This is a genomic window from candidate division TA06 bacterium (genome assembly GCA_004376575.1).
Lineage (GTDB): Bacteria > Hydrothermota > DG-26 > E44-bin18 > E44-bin18 > E44-bin18.
On sequence record SOJN01000127.1, the window covers coordinates 25,368 to 40,535 of the forward strand.

13 protein-coding genes are annotated in these 15,168 nt (G+C 50.6%); all 13 read right to left on the minus strand.

Going from position 1 to position 15,168, the window contains the following annotated elements:
- Positions 1–40: 40 nt before the first annotated feature.
- Positions 41–619: an electron transport complex subunit RsxA gene (rsxA, locus tag E3J62_10555; protein TET44387.1), complete on the minus strand. Its 579-nt coding sequence runs from the start codon at positions 617–619 to the stop codon at positions 41–43.
- Between the two features lie 5 nt (positions 620–624).
- Positions 625–1,221 carry an electron transport complex subunit E gene (locus tag E3J62_10560; GenBank protein TET44388.1) on the minus strand — a complete coding sequence of 199 codons (597 nt, stop codon included), beginning with the start codon at positions 1,219–1,221 and terminating at the stop codon, positions 625–627.
- Complete coding sequence (locus E3J62_10565; GenBank protein TET44389.1) at positions 1,221–1,829, minus strand: RnfABCDGE type electron transport complex subunit G; 609 nt, start codon at positions 1,827–1,829, stop codon at positions 1,221–1,223. Before E3J62_10565 ends, E3J62_10560 begins: the two co-directional genes overlap by 1 nt.
- A gap of 4 nt (positions 1,830–1,833) precedes the next feature.
- Complete coding sequence (locus tag E3J62_10570; GenBank protein ID TET44390.1) at positions 1,834–2,910, minus strand: RnfABCDGE type electron transport complex subunit D; 1,077 nt, start codon at positions 2,908–2,910, stop codon at positions 1,834–1,836.
- Positions 2,907–4,238, minus strand: coding sequence for an electron transport complex subunit RsxC (gene rsxC / locus E3J62_10575; GenBank protein ID TET44391.1), 1,332 nt, complete (start codon positions 4,236–4,238; stop codon positions 2,907–2,909). The genes E3J62_10570 and rsxC overlap by 4 nt, the downstream gene beginning before the upstream one ends.
- 302 nt (positions 4,239–4,540) lie before the next feature.
- Positions 4,541–5,281 carry a class I SAM-dependent methyltransferase gene (locus E3J62_10580; protein TET44392.1) on the minus strand — a complete coding sequence of 247 codons (741 nt, stop codon included), beginning with the start codon at positions 5,279–5,281 and terminating at the stop codon, positions 4,541–4,543.
- Between the two features lie 124 nt (positions 5,282–5,405).
- On the minus strand, positions 5,406–6,617 hold the full coding sequence (locus E3J62_10585) for a glycosyltransferase (protein ID TET44393.1): 1,212 nt from the start codon (positions 6,615–6,617) through the stop codon (positions 5,406–5,408).
- 241 nt (positions 6,618–6,858) lie between these two features.
- Positions 6,859–9,057 (minus strand): bifunctional alpha,alpha-trehalose-phosphate synthase (UDP-forming)/trehalose-phosphatase, encoded by a 2,199-nt coding sequence (locus E3J62_10590; GenBank protein ID TET44394.1) that lies wholly within the window; start codon positions 9,055–9,057, stop codon positions 6,859–6,861.
- 548 nt (positions 9,058–9,605) lie between these two features.
- Complete coding sequence (locus E3J62_10595) at positions 9,606–10,136, minus strand: DoxX family membrane protein (protein TET44395.1); 531 nt, start codon at positions 10,134–10,136, stop codon at positions 9,606–9,608.
- Positions 10,079–10,603, minus strand: coding sequence for a rhodanese-like domain-containing protein (locus E3J62_10600; GenBank protein ID TET44396.1), 525 nt, complete (start codon positions 10,601–10,603; stop codon positions 10,079–10,081). The genes E3J62_10595 and E3J62_10600 overlap by 58 nt, the downstream gene beginning before the upstream one ends.
- Before the next feature lie 246 nt (positions 10,604–10,849).
- Complete coding sequence (locus tag E3J62_10605) at positions 10,850–12,769, minus strand: T9SS type A sorting domain-containing protein (GenBank protein TET44397.1); 1,920 nt, start codon at positions 12,767–12,769, stop codon at positions 10,850–10,852.
- A 163-nt stretch (positions 12,770–12,932) separates the two neighbouring features.
- Positions 12,933–13,235, minus strand: coding sequence for a hypothetical protein (locus tag E3J62_10610; GenBank protein ID TET44398.1), 303 nt, complete (start codon positions 13,233–13,235; stop codon positions 12,933–12,935).
- A complete protein-coding gene (locus E3J62_10615; protein TET44399.1) occupies positions 13,175–15,028 on the minus strand; it encodes a hypothetical protein in 1,854 nt (617 codons plus the stop codon). The genes E3J62_10610 and E3J62_10615 overlap by 61 nt, the downstream gene beginning before the upstream one ends.
- Positions 15,029–15,168: the final 140 nt, after the last annotated feature.

The following is a 15,168-nucleotide window of genomic DNA, read 5'->3' on the forward strand; positions in this document are numbered from 1 at the left end:
CCTCTTCTATTTTCTGTTCCACCGTAGATACCTCGGCGCTTTACATTTTGACAAGGCCGGAGAACCCGAAAAAGGCAAGGGAAAGTAGGCCGGCGACGATAAGAGCTATGGGGACGCCCTTTAAGCACCTGGGTACGTCTGCGAAGACGAGTCGCTGTCTTATCCCTGCCATCAGGAGGAGGGCGAGAGTGAACCCCAGACCAGCACCCAGTCCGAATATGATCGCTCTTAAGAGATCATAACTCTTTAAGACGTTCAAGAGTGCCAATCCGAGTATGGCACAGTTTGTGGTTATGAGCGGCAGGTATATCCCTAAGCCCTTATACAGGGTTGGAACGGCTTTCTGGAGAACGGTCTCCACAAGCTGCACTAAAGATGCGATGATGAGTATGAAGGCGATAAGTTGAAGAAACTCCAGACCGAGCGGTACCAGCACAAAGGTGTAGACAATGTTGGTTCCCACTGAAGCAAGAGTCATTACAAAGATGACCGACATGCCCATGCCGAAAGCAGTCTCCAATCTCTTGGAGACACCAAGGAAGGGGCAGATACCAAGGAATCTAGCCAGTACGAAGTTGTTTACAAGAGCTGCTCCAACGAATATGATGAAAAGCTCCATGCGGCCTAGCTTTCCTCCTGCTTCGTCAGTTTGTTCATTACGCCCAGCATCAACCCCAAAGCGATAAATGCGCCGGGCGGGAGAAGCATGATTATTGCGACCTCATACGATGAAGGAAGAATCTGGAATCCGAATATTGTGCCCACGCCGAGAAGCTCCCTGATAGCACCCAGGGCAACAAGAGAGATGGTGAATCCCAAGCCCATTCCCAGTCCATCCACGAAGGACTTGAGAACACTGTTTCTGGATGCGAAAGCTTCAGCCCTGCCCAGTATGATGCAGTTAACCACGATGAGTGGCACGAACAGGCCGAGAACCTTATGGATAGGATGAAAGAAGCCAGCCATGCCCAGATCAATCATAGTCACGAAGCTTGCGATAACCACGATGAAGACAGGAATTCTGACTTTCCTGGGAATCACCTTTCTTATTGATGATATGACCAAGTTTGAACCGACTAAGACAAATGTGGTGGCAAGTCCCATGGCCACGCCATTCATGGCTGCCGTAGTCACTGCCAGCGTAGGGCAGAGGCCCAGGACTAGTCGGAAGAGCGGGTTTTCCTTGACAAATCCTTTTGTGAATTCCTTCCACAGGCTCATCATTCCGCTCCTGCCAGGATCTCGCTCCTGTGTTCTTCAAGAATCTTCAGGCCTCGACTCACTGCTATTGTGATCGCTCTGGGGGATATGGTGGCTCCGGTTATGGCCTGTATGTCGCCCCCATCGTTGACTACGGCAAGGTTTCCGGCCATCAGCTTGGAATTTCCCAGGGACTTACCCCTGAACTGCGTCTTGAATGAATCTTTTTCTATCAGTGCCCCCAGCCCTGGTGTCTCGGCATGTTCCAGAACTTCTATCCCGGATATCTCGGAGTCCAAACTTGTGCCAAGCATCACATGAATGAAGCTCTGGAATCCCACGGCGACTACGACGAAGGCGACACCCGTTATGTCCTGGCCCATCTTAGCGTAGTAAAATGTAAACTCCTCGGTCTTACCATTGTCCAGGGTAAGGCTTAGACTTTTGGCGGTGGTAGCCGGGTCGTTATCATACTGAGGCAGAGTTGTTTGCAGAGCTCTCAAAAGCTCGAGCCTTTTCTGTTCTGCTATGGGTTCCTTTGTCACCATGTAGACTGAACCGAGGGCGATCGCAGCGACCAGACATGTAATGGACAGAGTGGCGATCAGTTTGACCAGTGAAATATCCATGAATCTAATTCCTCTGCTTTGCAGATCCGAACTTTTTGGGCGAGGTCCAGTGGTCGATGAGCGGAGTGGTCGCGTTCATCAAGAGTATCGAATAGGAGACACCCTCAGGGTATCCACCAAATGCTCTTATGATCACTGTGATGATCCCGCATCCGACGCCAAAAAAGAGACGCCCCCTCCGAGTTACGGGAGAGGTTACCATATCTGTTGCCATGTAGAATGCACCCAGGATCAACCCTCCGGCCATCACCTGAAAAAGAACATTCCCGGTGAAAAAACCTTTTGCTCCTCCGAATATCCATCCAAGTACAGCCACTGTTCCAACATAGGTAATGGGAATTCTCCAGTCGATAATCTTCTTCGCAAAGAGTAAGATAGCACCAAGCAGAAGGAGAGCAACTGATACTTCACCAATGCACCCTCCTACGTTTCCCCAGAACAGGTTTGCCAAGCCCTGAGAGCTGTACAGTTGGGAAACGCCAAGTTTCACCTGGGCAATCTGCTGAGGAAGTGAGGTGGGATCTGCAAAAACCCTGTGCGCCTCCTTGAGCACACTCAAAGGGGTTGCGGAACTCACCGCGTCAATGCCTGAAAGCGTTCCAAATTTCGGCGCCAGCCACTTTGTGGTCATGTGAACTGGCCATGATGCCATGATGACGGCTCTGCCCAGAAGCGCGGGGTTCCAGATGTTGTATCCCAATCCACCAAAGATCTGTTTTACGCCTATGGCGCTGGCCGATCCGACCACCACAAGCCAGTAGGGGACCCCCGGAGGCACATTGTAGGCCAGCAGTATTCCGGTGATTATTGCACTGCCATCGTATACGGTTATTGGCCTTCCCCGCACTTTCTGAAAGAGAGCCTCAACCAGGACGGCTGTAAGAATGCTGGTGAGCGTAAGCCAGAGTGTCCTGATCCCAAAGACATAAACTGACCAGATCATCGCCGGGACAAGCGCCACAACCACCCAGTACATCACCACCTGCACGTCCGTCTGGCTTCTTATGTGTGGGGAAACGGACAGAAGAAGTTTTGGGGCCGCTTCCACGGTGCTGGTTGATTTTTCAGTCTCTTTGTTCATGCGCTCTTCTTCTTTCTTCGCTCTTCAAAGATTCTGGCTTTTCCGCTCTTCATGTAGTGCACAAGGTTTCTTCTGGAGGGGCAGACATATGAGCACGTGCCGCACTCCTTGCAGTCCATAATGCCAGTTCTCTCTGCGTCCTCAAGCATTCCTAATCTGGCGAAGTCCCCGATTGTTGTTGGCAGGAGCTTCATAGGGCAAGCATCTACACATCTGGCACATCTGATGCACGGCTCTTCTACGAACTGTTTCGCGTCCTTCTCATCCAGCACCACTATTCCCGACGTTCCTTTCACTACAGGAACCTGGTCCGTGAAGACAGCAATCCCCATCATGGGCCCTCCCATGATGATCTTCCGTGGGACAGTCTTCAGGCCGCCGCAGGCTTCAAAAAGAGTGGAGAAAGGCGTTCCTATTCTAGCGAGCACATTCTTGGGCTCTCCTATTGCGGAGCCTGTGACTGTTACCACCCTTTGAATCAGCGGCCTCCCAAATCTGATCGCCTCGAATATGGCCAGGGCAGTTCCAACGTTCTGGACCAGGACTCCTATGTCCATAGGCAGTCCTCCTGAAGGGATCTCCCTGTGGACTATAGCGTCTATTATGTAGTGCTCCTGGCCCTGAGGGTATTTGACTTCGAGAGGGGCCACCTCGAACGGGTTCTCGGATTTGGGTATGGACTCAAACGCACTGACAGCGTCAGGTTTGTTGGCTTCAATACCTATGAATCCCCGCTTACAGCCCAGAGCCTTGAGTATTAACTTGCCCCCTTCAACAATGTCTTTTGTCCTCTCCAACATGAGCCTGTGGTCGGAAGTCAGATAGGGTTCGCACTCTGCACCATTCAGTATGCACGTGTCAATCGGCTTCTCCTTGGGTGGTGAAAGTTTAACATGGGTGGGAAACGCCGCTCCTCCGAGCCCGACTATTCCCGCCTCTTTCACCATTTCAACGAGCTGTTGAGGTTCATGGTCGCGGTAGCTGTCCGTGGATTTCACCGACTCATCCCAGGCGTCCTCGCCATCTCCTTCTATGATCACTGCTTGTGCATAGGCACCGGTGACGGGGTGGATGCATTCGCCCACCTCCTTGACTTTCCCGGATATTGAAGAGTGGATAGTTGCTGAAATGAACCCCCTCGCCTCACCAATCTTGGTTCCCACCTTGACAGGATCGCCCTTTTTGACCAACGGTTCTGAAGGGGCTCCGGTGTGCTGATGGAGAGGTATGGTAACCAGATCTGGCGGAGGGAGCACTTCTATCTTCTTGTTTTCCGTATACTTACATTCTGGAGGGTGGGTGCCTCCACTGAATGTCCGCTTCCGCATCTAGACTCCGTGGGACTGAGAAGATGAAAATTTGCAAGGATTATATAGGCCACAACGGTTCTGTCAACCAAAAACAACTTGCGGTTGGTACCCCCGTCAAACGGGGGCTCGTGAAACGAGCCGGGCAGGCCCCGTGTATCTCACTTCGCGAGAAACGGGGCAAGCAGGTGTTACATTTTGGGGGTTGGTGCCAGGCGTGACAGTTTGACATCTTGACCAAAAGCACACGGGGTTCAGATCCGAAAGCCTGTACCGTCAGGGGAAGGGTTGGAAATTTGGCTTTTGCAATTTAGAATTCACAATCATTTCTTGGTAGCGAGTACGACCATTCTCGGCGTATCTATCCAGTAGTCCCGTCCATCTATGTGGCCGTAGACTGATTTTAGCATCATACGCGACTTTTCAATCATCTTACCCAGCTCGGTCAGAGTGTAGAATCTCATGGAGTGACTTCTCTCTATCCTCTGCTTGCCGCCAAGTATGACAGTCTTTACTGAGATTCTGCTGGTCAATGGATCGAAACTCCTTAGATCGAGGGCGAACTGGTGGCTACCCACCTTTTCCCAGCCTTTTTCTCGGAATGAAGCTATTACCCGTTCCCTGTTTATGGTGTCTATAAGAAATTTGCCACCGGGCCTGAGGGATGCATGTACACCATCAAGGACCTTCTGGTCTTCCGACTCTGTTTCAAAATATCCAAAGGCAGTGAACATATTGATTACCGCATCAAATTCAGACTCAAATGGAATCTCCCGCATGTCTCCTATGACCAAATTAACGTTCACCTTTTCCCTTTCACAGTCTCTCCTTGCCCTTTCCAGTAGGACAGCCGACAGGTCGTAGCCAGTCACATCGAATCCTCTTTTCATCAGGCCTATGGAATGCCTCCCATACCCGCAGCAGAGATCGAGAACTTTTGAGCCTTTTCTGAGTTTGAGGATTTTGATTATGCCTTCGACCTCAGCTGCAGTCTTCTTGGCATCTACAGGCCCGTAGATGTCCACATAGTCTTTGTCGAAAAAGTCACGCCACCATTCAGACATGGTCTCCTCCCGAGGACATAAGCAGCCAGCAATATAGCAGAATTGGGAGAAATGTCAAAAGCTGAAATAAGGTCTGGCTGGAGTGAAGGAGAGTGGAGACCCCATCGTTACAGGCCGGGGTCTTCTAATCGACGCACAACGCTCTGGTCATCAGATCCAGATGGTCGGACAACAGCCTGGTTATGAGGAAATTCTTCCTCACATGCTCCCTTCCTTTTTCTCCTACCTCCCTGCCCAACTCAGGATTCCGCAATATGTTCACGATGCTATCTGCAAAACCCTCTGTGTCGTGAGGATCAACCAGGAATCCATTCTCCTTATTCACCTGAAGAGGTATGCCTCCCACATTTGAGGCCACAACTGGTGTCCTTTTCCAGAGGGCCTCAGTTACTGTCAGACCAAACCCCTCTCTTATCGATTTTTGCACGATGACTGAAGAGGTTCGCTGCAACGCATTTACAAGAATGTTGTTTTCAGAGGTTATGAGAATCACATCCCCTGTGTCTACCAGGCGGTTTGCCCTCTTCTTCACTTTCTCAAAAATGGCAGGTGCCTCAGGATCGTCCGTGGCCACGCTTCCGCACAGCACCAATCTGCAATCAACCTTTTCCTTCACGCGTTTGAATACCTTCACCACGCCTTCAGGGTCTTTCCACTTGTCGAACCTTGATATCTGGGTTATGAGCGGCTTGTCTCTACTTATGCCAAATTTCTTGAGGTATTTAGAGATGTCTTTTTCAGAAAGCTCAATGTTCTTTGGAGAAAGGGGGTCAATCACAGGGTAGATGATTCTCTGCTCGACTGGAAGGTCTTTTCTTAGATATTTTTTGTTGGATACGACAGCCATATCATAACTCAGGATAAATGTCTTAAGGAACTGCCAGATCTCCTCATCGGGGTTTGATATGTCTACGTGACACCTCCAGATCCATGGTTGACCTTTTCGGTAGAATCTTATGAGAGGAAGGGGCTGGGGATCGTGTATGATTATGCATGAATGGTCTATGTGTGTGTATGAAGAAAAATCCTCATTTGCCTGAATGTACAGGCGCTTCTTTATTCTGCTCAGGTTAATCTTCTCTCCTTGAAGCCCATTGTGGAACTTCTTGGTTATGGTGAAGAAATCGGGATTGCCGTGGAGTATTCTCCAACCGGCCCATACCCCTATGTCGTTTAGAAGTGGCACAAGGCTGTTCAAGATCTCTGCTACGCCGCCGCCAGTATAGGTAGAATTGATGTGCAGGATGTGTTTCCCGAGCAGCTTTCTCGCTTTCCTGCGTATTTCGCTGGTCACTTCATCTCCCACGATATCCCTGTAATCGTGCAGATGTCGCATTATCTAGACGCCCCGACTGATCTGCTCAAGCAATTGCTGAGGTTAGCCGCCATAGAGTCCTCCTGTTTAGAGTTATCTGCAATTTCTGTACCCAATTCTACAGAATTTTGTACATGACACTGGAGCTTGACCAACAACATCTTTTGCCAGGGATTGTTGCGGATCCTACCGGAAGGATGGGGGTAGAACATGTATCGGATTGTATGGGCTAACTGAGCCTCCCATCGAGCGAGAATGCGGGTTAAGTCTCAGGTGGTCCGTCGGTTATCAATTCTCCCAGCAGCAGCAAGACGTCACCTGGGGAGTCCAGGTTGTATTTAGCGACAGAAGGGGTGAAGCCAACTTTGATGGAATAGGCATCATCTGGCAAGGCAGCGAAAATGTCCTCATCTGTCAAATCGTCGCCAATTGCCATAATGAACTCCCACTCCTCCTTGGGAATCCACTGTGATGCGGCTCGCTCCTTACTTATGCCTGCGGTTTTGATGTCGACCACCTTGTTCCCTCTCAGAATCTGAAGATTGAGATTTTTGGTCAAGCTTAGAAGATTGTCTATCAGTTCTCCCGCTCTTGTTTCCCCTATTCCTGGATCGGCTCTCCGATAGTGCCAGGCGATAGAAAACTCCTTCTCCTCAATAAAAGCGCCAGGAGTCCTATCCACGTGCAGCTCAAGGAGCGGGCGTATTTTTTCTTTCCATTCATCGGTCAAAGGCTCTATCGTTTTCCACCCTTCCTTTTTTTTCTTAACCCAGGCGCCGTGTTCAGAAACCAATCCAAGATCCAGCGTTCCGAACCAATTCTGTAAGGATGCTCTATCACGACCGCTTATGATGACCACTTCATTTTTTTCGTCCTCGGCAAGTTTTTCCAGCAACGCCAGGAGGCCGTGGTCAGGCGCTGCTTCTTCGGGTCTCTCCCGAAAAGGAATGAGGGTTCCGTCATAATCCAACAGGAGAAGACGTCTCTTGCTTCTTTGGTAGTCGCTTCTCAACTTGGCCGTCATCACAACAGACAGTCTCCTGGCTTGCAGCTCTTTCTGAAGCTCTTTGGTGTCAACCAATCTGCCCAAAAAGTCCTTTGCCCACCGTACAATGTTGTAACGCTGAAGCCTTTCCTGCATTATCCTGTTCCGATCTGTCTGTTCCGACTCAGGCATAGTTAAGGCCTGTTCTAACGCGCCAGCGATTTCTACCTCGTTGTTGGCATTTATTATGATTGCCTCTCCCAACTCTTTTGACGCACCAGCCATTTCACTAAGAATCAGGACACCTTTTCCATCCCTCCTGGTCGCTACATACTCTTTTGCTATCAGGTTCATCCCATCTCTCAACGGTGTTACCAGACAGACATCGGCAATACTGTACAGAGAGGCAAGGCTGGCGAAAGGCAAAGAGCGGTACATGTACCAGATCGGAGTCCAATCAATAGTCCCATATTCACCATTGATTCTGCCCACGAGTTCGTCAACCTGCTTTTTCAGCTGTTTGTATGTGTCTACCTGTGTTCGAGATGGGACCGCAACAAGAACCAGTGTTATCTTACCCCTGTAGTCCGGGTTTCTTCCAAGAAAGACACTGAAGGCTTCCAGACGCTGAGTGATTCCTTTGGTGTAGTCCAGCCGGTCAATGGAAAGGATTACTCTCTGCTTTCCCAGTCTTTTGAGGTACTTGGCCATTTCTCTCTTCACATTTCGATCCTGGAAGGCCTTTGAGAACCGAGCATAGTCAATTCCCATGGGGAATGAGTCTACCCTGACTGTGCGTTCACCGACTGAAATCTGACCGTAGCTGTGTTCGTAGCCTGAGAGACGGCGCACACTGCTGAGAAAATGGTTTACATAGTCATAGGTGTGGAAGCCTATCAAATCTGCCCCGAGGAGGCCATCAAGGATTTCCTTCCGCTGTGGAAGCAGACGGAATAACTCAGATGAAGGAAAGGGTATGTGGAAGAAGACGCCTATTGTGGCATCAGGGATTCTTTCCCTCAGCAGTCTGGGGAGTAACATCAGATGGTAGTCGTGTACCCAGATAATATCACCCTTCTCCTGAACCTCTGCAACCGCATCGCAGAAGACCTTGTTCGCTTCCTCGTACTCTTCCCATAGACTTTTGTCGTAGATTGCGTGCTGGGTAAAATAGTGAAAGAGAGGCCAGATGGTCCTGTTGCTGTAGCCACGGTAGTACTTCTCGATAGTGCTATGGTTGAGGAAGACTGGATAGCAGTTATACTGAGATATGAGTTTGTTTTCTATGCTCTTTCTTTCTTCTTTTATCTTTTCGGCGGGTATCCCCGGCCAGCCCACCCAGATACTGTGGTGTGATTTGTGGAATGTGGAGAGGCCGGTAGCAACCCCGCCAACACTATCGTTGTACTGGACTATACCCTTCCTCTTCTCCACACTGACTGGCAGTCTGTTCGAAACAATCAGCAATCTTTGCATGGTATGCGGCCCGTGTTTTTTGTTACGAACTGAAGCTCAGTATCCAGAGTCGGAAGGGTGTGCTCTAATGGTCTGCCATCAGGGTAGAGCAAAAACCCTAGACTGTCAAGAAGAAACCTCCGCACGGAAGTGTCGGTACTATCACGCCTTATCTCCTGGCACATCGATCTCCCCCGGGATTATCCCACGTGCGACAAGTCGCTTCCTTCCGCCGAAAAAGGGGAACATTGTGGAGCCGTATTCGTCCTAAGAAAAGGGCGGCAGCAGATGTTCCCCGTAAGACCCTTGCCAGAGCATCTGGCAAGTAATGAAGATAAGCTGCCGCTCTTCTTTGGGAGAAAAAAACGTGCGGACACTTCTCAGATCAAAGCAACATCCGACGAGGCGAGCCAACAGGTTTATTATAGGGCCGCTGGAGGTGGTTTTGATCGGCCAGAACCTCGAAGAACTGCGGCTAGCGGCACTTTATCCCACCAAGAGACCGGCAAGGGTTTCCTCAAAGCATCCTCAGCCGAATCCCAATTACAAGTAGGATCGGAGTTGTAACTTCAGGATTCTTTAGCCCTTTTGGGGAGAAGTCTTACCAGGCTGAACCTGCGTGAATCATATCGCATTATCTGTACTAACATAAGGAGCCAGATGATGTCTCTTATAAGAATCCCAAGACCTACTTTTTCACCACCTTCAGACCTGAAGCATCCGCATGAGATATCTATTCCCCGGACAAGTGCCTGGGTTATCGCAACTATGAATATGGCCAGCATCACGGCTATCAGGAAGGAGTTGCTTCTTGAGAACACTCCCAATATAAGCATGGTCCCGGTGAACAACTCGAGCCAGGGCATGATAATGGCCATTATGTTGACGAGCTCAATTGGCAAAGCCTTGTAGTAAGAAATGGATTTTGCAAAAAGCTCGGGCTCCGCAATCTTGTAGATACTTGCGTATATGAATACCACCCCCACAATAAGTCTGAACAGGAGTGCTGTGATGTCACTTTTGATCAGTGTGGCGATCGGTCTCACTCTTCCTCCTGCTCTGGAGGCCCTTCTTCTGTGGGATAGCCTGCATTCTTCCATTCGGGCCAGCCACCCAGGAAAATATCCACTCGTTTGTAGCCCATCTCTAGGAGCCTCTGGGACACGATCATGCTCTCATCGCAGTCTTCGCCCTGACAGTACACAATCAGGTGCATTTCAGGACTGAGCAGTTCAGAAATGGAGAAGTAGACCTCGTCGAATCCGAACTCCGGAAGACTGAAAGCACCGCTGATGTGCCCCTTCTCATATTCGGACCTGGGTCGCGCGTCCAGAAAGAATGCCTCTCCGGATTCATAGGCTCTGAATGTTTCCTCCAGTCCCAGAACTTTTGACGCGACATGGGTGTCTGAGGGCTGCTGCGCAGGCTGTATGACAAGCGTATCCCCAACTCTCACCTTGTGGCGTATGAGGGGAATTCCCTTGGGATACACTGAGTTGTAGATGAATCCCACCAGGGCGCTGAAGAGGAATATGGCTACTGCGATTACAAAACTCTTTCTATCCATGCATCCTATATTAAACTGCTAGAGGCGCAAAATCAAGTCCTACCGGCAGAAATGGTGACCCCGCGAAACGGGGGACGTGATACGCCCCGGACAGGCCCCGTGTGTCTCGCTTCGCGAGAAACGGGGCACGCAGAATGACATCAGCTCTTTGTCATCCTGAACGATAGTGAGGGATCTGCTTGTGCCAGATTGCTTCGCGCCCATCGGGCGCTCGCAATGAAATCTTTTTTGTCGCTCGTGGTTTTCTCAGCGAAGGAGGAGGAGTTTCTTGGCGGCTGTGTAATCTCCCGGTTTAAGCATGTAAAAGTAGACTCCGCTGGGCACCGGGCTTCCGTTGCCGTCTCTGCCGTCCCAGCGGGCCACGTGGTTGCCAGCCTCCATCGAACCGTCTACTAGAGTCCTAACAAGGCTCCCAGAAGTATCGTAGATTCTCAGTGTCGTGTGGGCGGGTTCCGTCAATTGGTAATTGATGATTGTGAATTCCCGGCAGGGGTTAGGTCTGCTTTGAAGAAGCACGGTTGTAGACCTGGACCTTGTTTCCTCCATCATCTGGTTCTGTTTCTTGTGCTTCTTCATGGCTTTCTGCGCATGCTGCCAGGCGTGTTTGTAGTGGTCGATGGCCTTGTCGTACTTCGCCTTGTCCTTGTCCTTTTCAGCCTTGGCCATCTCTTTCTCAGCTTTTTCTATCTCTTTCTCCTTGCCGCCGGCTTCTTTCGCATCCTCGATTGCCACTCTGGCCAAAATGCTGTCTGCTTCAACGAGCATCCCTATCAACCTCTCACAGAGCTCACCAGGAAACGCGCCTCCGCCGTAACTTATCTTGTCCACATCCTTGACCTCGAAATCTCCAAACACCATACCTTCATCAAGAGGCCTGGAGCAGGAGGTGTGTATCTCTTGATTCAGGAAATCGTCAACCCAGATCTCTGTATTTGCACCGAGCTTCTCGTCAGCTGCATCGATTTCGAATGTATCCCCTGGTGACACTAGCTCAGGACCAAAGCATGTTCTCTTTTTGCTTATGGCTTCAACCAGAACTTCGTTTATGCCATGGTAAATAAGAGAGAACGAAGCTACCCCTTTGCACTTGTCTCCTTTGCACAGCTTCTTCATGTACTTTACCGCTTTCTTCTCTTCGCAGAAAACCTTCTTACCATGCTTGGGGTCAAGATGAGTGTCGTCAATCCACCGTTTCTCTTCCAGGCTCTTCTCGATATGGCCGATAATTTTGTCTATTCTCTTATCAAGCTTCTTGTCGCCAGTCGGCTTGAGTCCTTCCAACTCGGCCATGACATCCGTCTTGTTCCCTCGGGGGGCTCTGGTAGCAATAGGCCCTAGGTCGTAGGCTACGACGTAGTCAGGCATCTCCTGACACAGTTCGAACAAAATGGCGCGGCTTGTATCCCAGTCAGTCGAGAATGCCAGTCCACCAGCCAGGGCCCAATATCCTCCCTCAAAATAGACCCCGGTATACTGCCCCTTGACAGGATCAAACTGGTAAATGCGATTGTACCAGCCCTGCCCCCAGGCAGAGACCCACAGCCAGGGATTGCCAGACGAAGCATCATCCCATGCCAGGCCCTGGGTCATGTATGAGTTGGGATACGAAGCAACAACAGCTCCTGTCGTGTCCGTCTTGACGATTGCTAGATTCTGGAGGCTTACCCATAAGTATTGCCCATCCCAGGCAAGTCCCTGGCCAACATCGTGTGGCCCCCGAAATTCGTACAACACCTTTCCAAACTTGTCGAAAGCAGTTATCATCGAGTCGTCGCTTCCAAAGAAATAGTCATGATCGGGCCTATAGGCGAGATCATGCCATCCCCAGCCACCCGGTTCTGAGTTATTACTCTTCTGCGCGAATTCCCTTACATATTTCCCATTCCTGTCAAAGACATATATCATGTTCGAATCACCCCAGGCATTGTCCCCGGTCACAAAGAAATAGTTCCCGTCGAATTCAACGCCGTACAATCCCTGTTCTCCAGCGTAATAGAAAGCCCATATCGAATCGCCAAGACTGCTCAACGGCTTTCTTTCTGGGTTTCCCTCTTCCTTCATTCCATACAATTGGCCATATGGCTCAGCCTCTTGAACGCCCCCTACAGCCTGTGCAAGTAGAGCAACTCCCAATAAGACGAACCCACAAAAGGCAAACCACTTCATCTGTTCCTCCTGGTAACCGTCATGGAGCCCCCATTGCTACTAACCGAATCATGAACCACCAGGCTCCGCGGGAACAACGCTTTCGAACTTAACTCTCTGATGACTCAAAAGGTCTTCAGTCCAGACAACATAGAAACGCTCGCATGGAGCCCTGATTACTTTATCAGCGTGAAAACAGCCCTTGGGGGTACACGGACGGTGCTAGTGGTGTTCCGCTCAGGTTCTGGGGGTCAGTCGGGCCATTAGGATAGTATTTGCTGTAGAATATCTCATACAAGCCCGGGCCTGGCGACTCTTCAGCCCAGAGGATGTTGAGATCGTCCAGAGATGGAAACTCCGAAGAGACACCAGGGGTTTCCGAGATGAGGTAGCTGTACCATGTCGCTCCCATATACATACCAAGAACTATCTCAGGCGGTGAGCCCTGCTCCCAGACTGCATATATCCCGCCACCCCATTCATCCACGCTTGGATGCTGGGCGCCGCTGGCCACCACCTGTGAAGAAGACCACCCGCCACCATCCCTATAGGAGTGCTCGACCTTCGGCCCAGCAGCATTCTGCCACAGGACATGGGGCGTGCCAGCACCGTCAAACGCGAGGTTGGAAATCTCAACGAATGAAACCCGTTCACGTTCACAATCTCCTCTGGAATACCTAGAGACGAGTTCCAGTAATTGATCCTGGTCATTGGTGGGGGGCCCTCGCTGTACTGCTCCCATACAACGTGGGGTGGATAATACCCCTGCGGACCCGTCTCGTCATAGATGGCGACAGCTGGAGTGAAGATAACGTCAATTCTGTCGGGGACGCTAACGATGATGTCTTTCTGCCACTGGCCGGACTCGTCTTTCCAGTAGTGAACAAGATGCTCGTTGGACGGATCTCCAACATGCTCCAGCAGCACTATATGTGGGACTCTATTCGGGTCTACGGCTAGACTTGGATAATAAGCTGCTTCAAAACTTGTGAAATCCCAGGTAATTCCTCTATCTGTAGAGTATGCGTAAGTCACTGAATGCATTGGGGTACCGGGCAGGTCGTTGTGCGGAAGAGTTATATTCTGGTAGACGACGTGAATACAAGCTGCGGAATCAACGGCGATTTTCCTTCCATTGTTCCAGGCTGTCGCAATATCTGAGGAGTTGGATTGCAAAGTCAAGGTGACCTCTTGGGGGACGCTGCAGTTTCTGTCTGATATCGAAAGGATTGATGCGGCGGGGTCATCAAATCCCATTGCTGATGCCATGACTGCGTGGGTCCCCTCAGCGGTCTTGAGCTCAAAATACCCGTTTTCGTCTGAGAGCGCACCGCGGTCCGCCTCCAGGGAGTAGACCCATGCTCCGTCTATAGGTGACTGATCCGCCGCGGATCGAACAACACCGCCCTGGCAAGCGGGTAACGCACCATCGAACTGCAATACGAAAACCCCTGAGTCGACATCGCAGGCAGAAATATGACCGTCGTAGAAAGGCCAGAGATCGAAGACGCCATATTGTGGGGGGAGATCGGGTTTGAGGTAAGTGTCATAATACCCAATCTCTATAGGGTCATCCGGGAAACTCACATCAAAGATCCTCAGTCCTCTGTTGTAATTAGCAACATACCCCAAATTTTGTCTGATGTAACAGTAGTGGGCCGTCACCGCTGTGCTTGGAACATACTTGGCAGCCTGCGGATAATTACACAGGCCCGGGGTCCCAAGCCCTTGAATATCATAAACGGTGATGTCTCCAATTGGCCGGTTGCATCCCCATTCAAAGAAGTGTTCGTCGGAAGTGAAGACATAGCGAAGGTCCTCTGTTGCCCAGGCATCGTGGGTCATCGCGTTCGGATATTCGCAGCGCCCGAGTTCCAGGGGTGGCCGGTGCGTCATCTGGTCGAACAAGGGATCGGTATCCACCACATAGAGACCCCCTCCCGGATTTGTGACTAGCAGCCTGTTTCCATGCACTGTAACGTCATGCCCCCTCGCGATGTCAGGTCCCGGCGGAAACCCTGGGTTCATGCCAGGATACCATATGGTGTCCGGCTCGTCTATTACAATTGGAAAATCTGGTCCATCAAGGGGTGCATCAAGAATCTCTCTGATATTGAAAATATACACCGTGTCGTTGCAGAGTCCCTGCCATGCATAGCCGATGCACGTGTTCGAGACTGCAAACACCCACACGGGCTCACCCGGGATTGATATCCTGCTTGTGTCCACAAACGCGCTGTAGAACGACCCCCCCCAGTATGCGGGACCCCAAACCTTCAATCTTGCCCTTCAAAACAGGATCGTTCCAATCGTGTACGTCAAATATGTAAACGCTGGCATCGCGCTCTGGCTTTCCCGTGGTTTTGTTTGGCATGATAAGATGAATGCGGTCATTTCCGCTTGAAGGGCGGGACATACAA

Excerpts from the sequence above, each read along its gene's own strand:
- rsxA (TET44387.1), bottom strand. The coding sequence starts at position 619 with ATGGAGCTTTTCATCATATTCGTTGGAGCAGCTCTTGTAAACAACTTC.
- E3J62_10560 (TET44388.1), bottom strand. The coding sequence starts at position 1,221 with ATGAGCCTGTGGAAGGAATTCACAAAAGGATTTGTCAAGGAAAACCCG.
- E3J62_10565 (TET44389.1), bottom strand. The coding sequence starts at position 1,829 with ATGGATATTTCACTGGTCAAACTGATCGCCACTCTGTCCATTACATGT.
- E3J62_10570 (TET44390.1), bottom strand. The coding sequence starts at position 2,910 with ATGAACAAAGAGACTGAAAAATCAACCAGCACCGTGGAAGCGGCCCCA.
- rsxC (TET44391.1), bottom strand. The coding sequence starts at position 4,238 with ATGCGGAAGCGGACATTCAGTGGAGGCACCCACCCTCCAGAATGTAAG.
- E3J62_10580 (TET44392.1), bottom strand. The coding sequence starts at position 5,281 with ATGTCTGAATGGTGGCGTGACTTTTTCGACAAAGACTATGTGGACATC.
- E3J62_10585 (TET44393.1), bottom strand. The coding sequence starts at position 6,617 with ATGCGACATCTGCACGATTACAGGGATATCGTGGGAGATGAAGTGACC.
- E3J62_10590 (TET44394.1), bottom strand. The coding sequence starts at position 9,057 with ATGCAAAGATTGCTGATTGTTTCGAACAGACTGCCAGTCAGTGTGGAG.
- E3J62_10595 (TET44395.1), bottom strand. The coding sequence starts at position 10,136 with ATGGAAGAATGCAGGCTATCCCACAGAAGAAGGGCCTCCAGAGCAGGA.
- E3J62_10600 (TET44396.1), bottom strand. The coding sequence starts at position 10,603 with ATGGATAGAAAGAGTTTTGTAATCGCAGTAGCCATATTCCTCTTCAGC.
- E3J62_10605 (TET44397.1), bottom strand. The coding sequence starts at position 12,769 with ATGAAGTGGTTTGCCTTTTGTGGGTTCGTCTTATTGGGAGTTGCTCTA.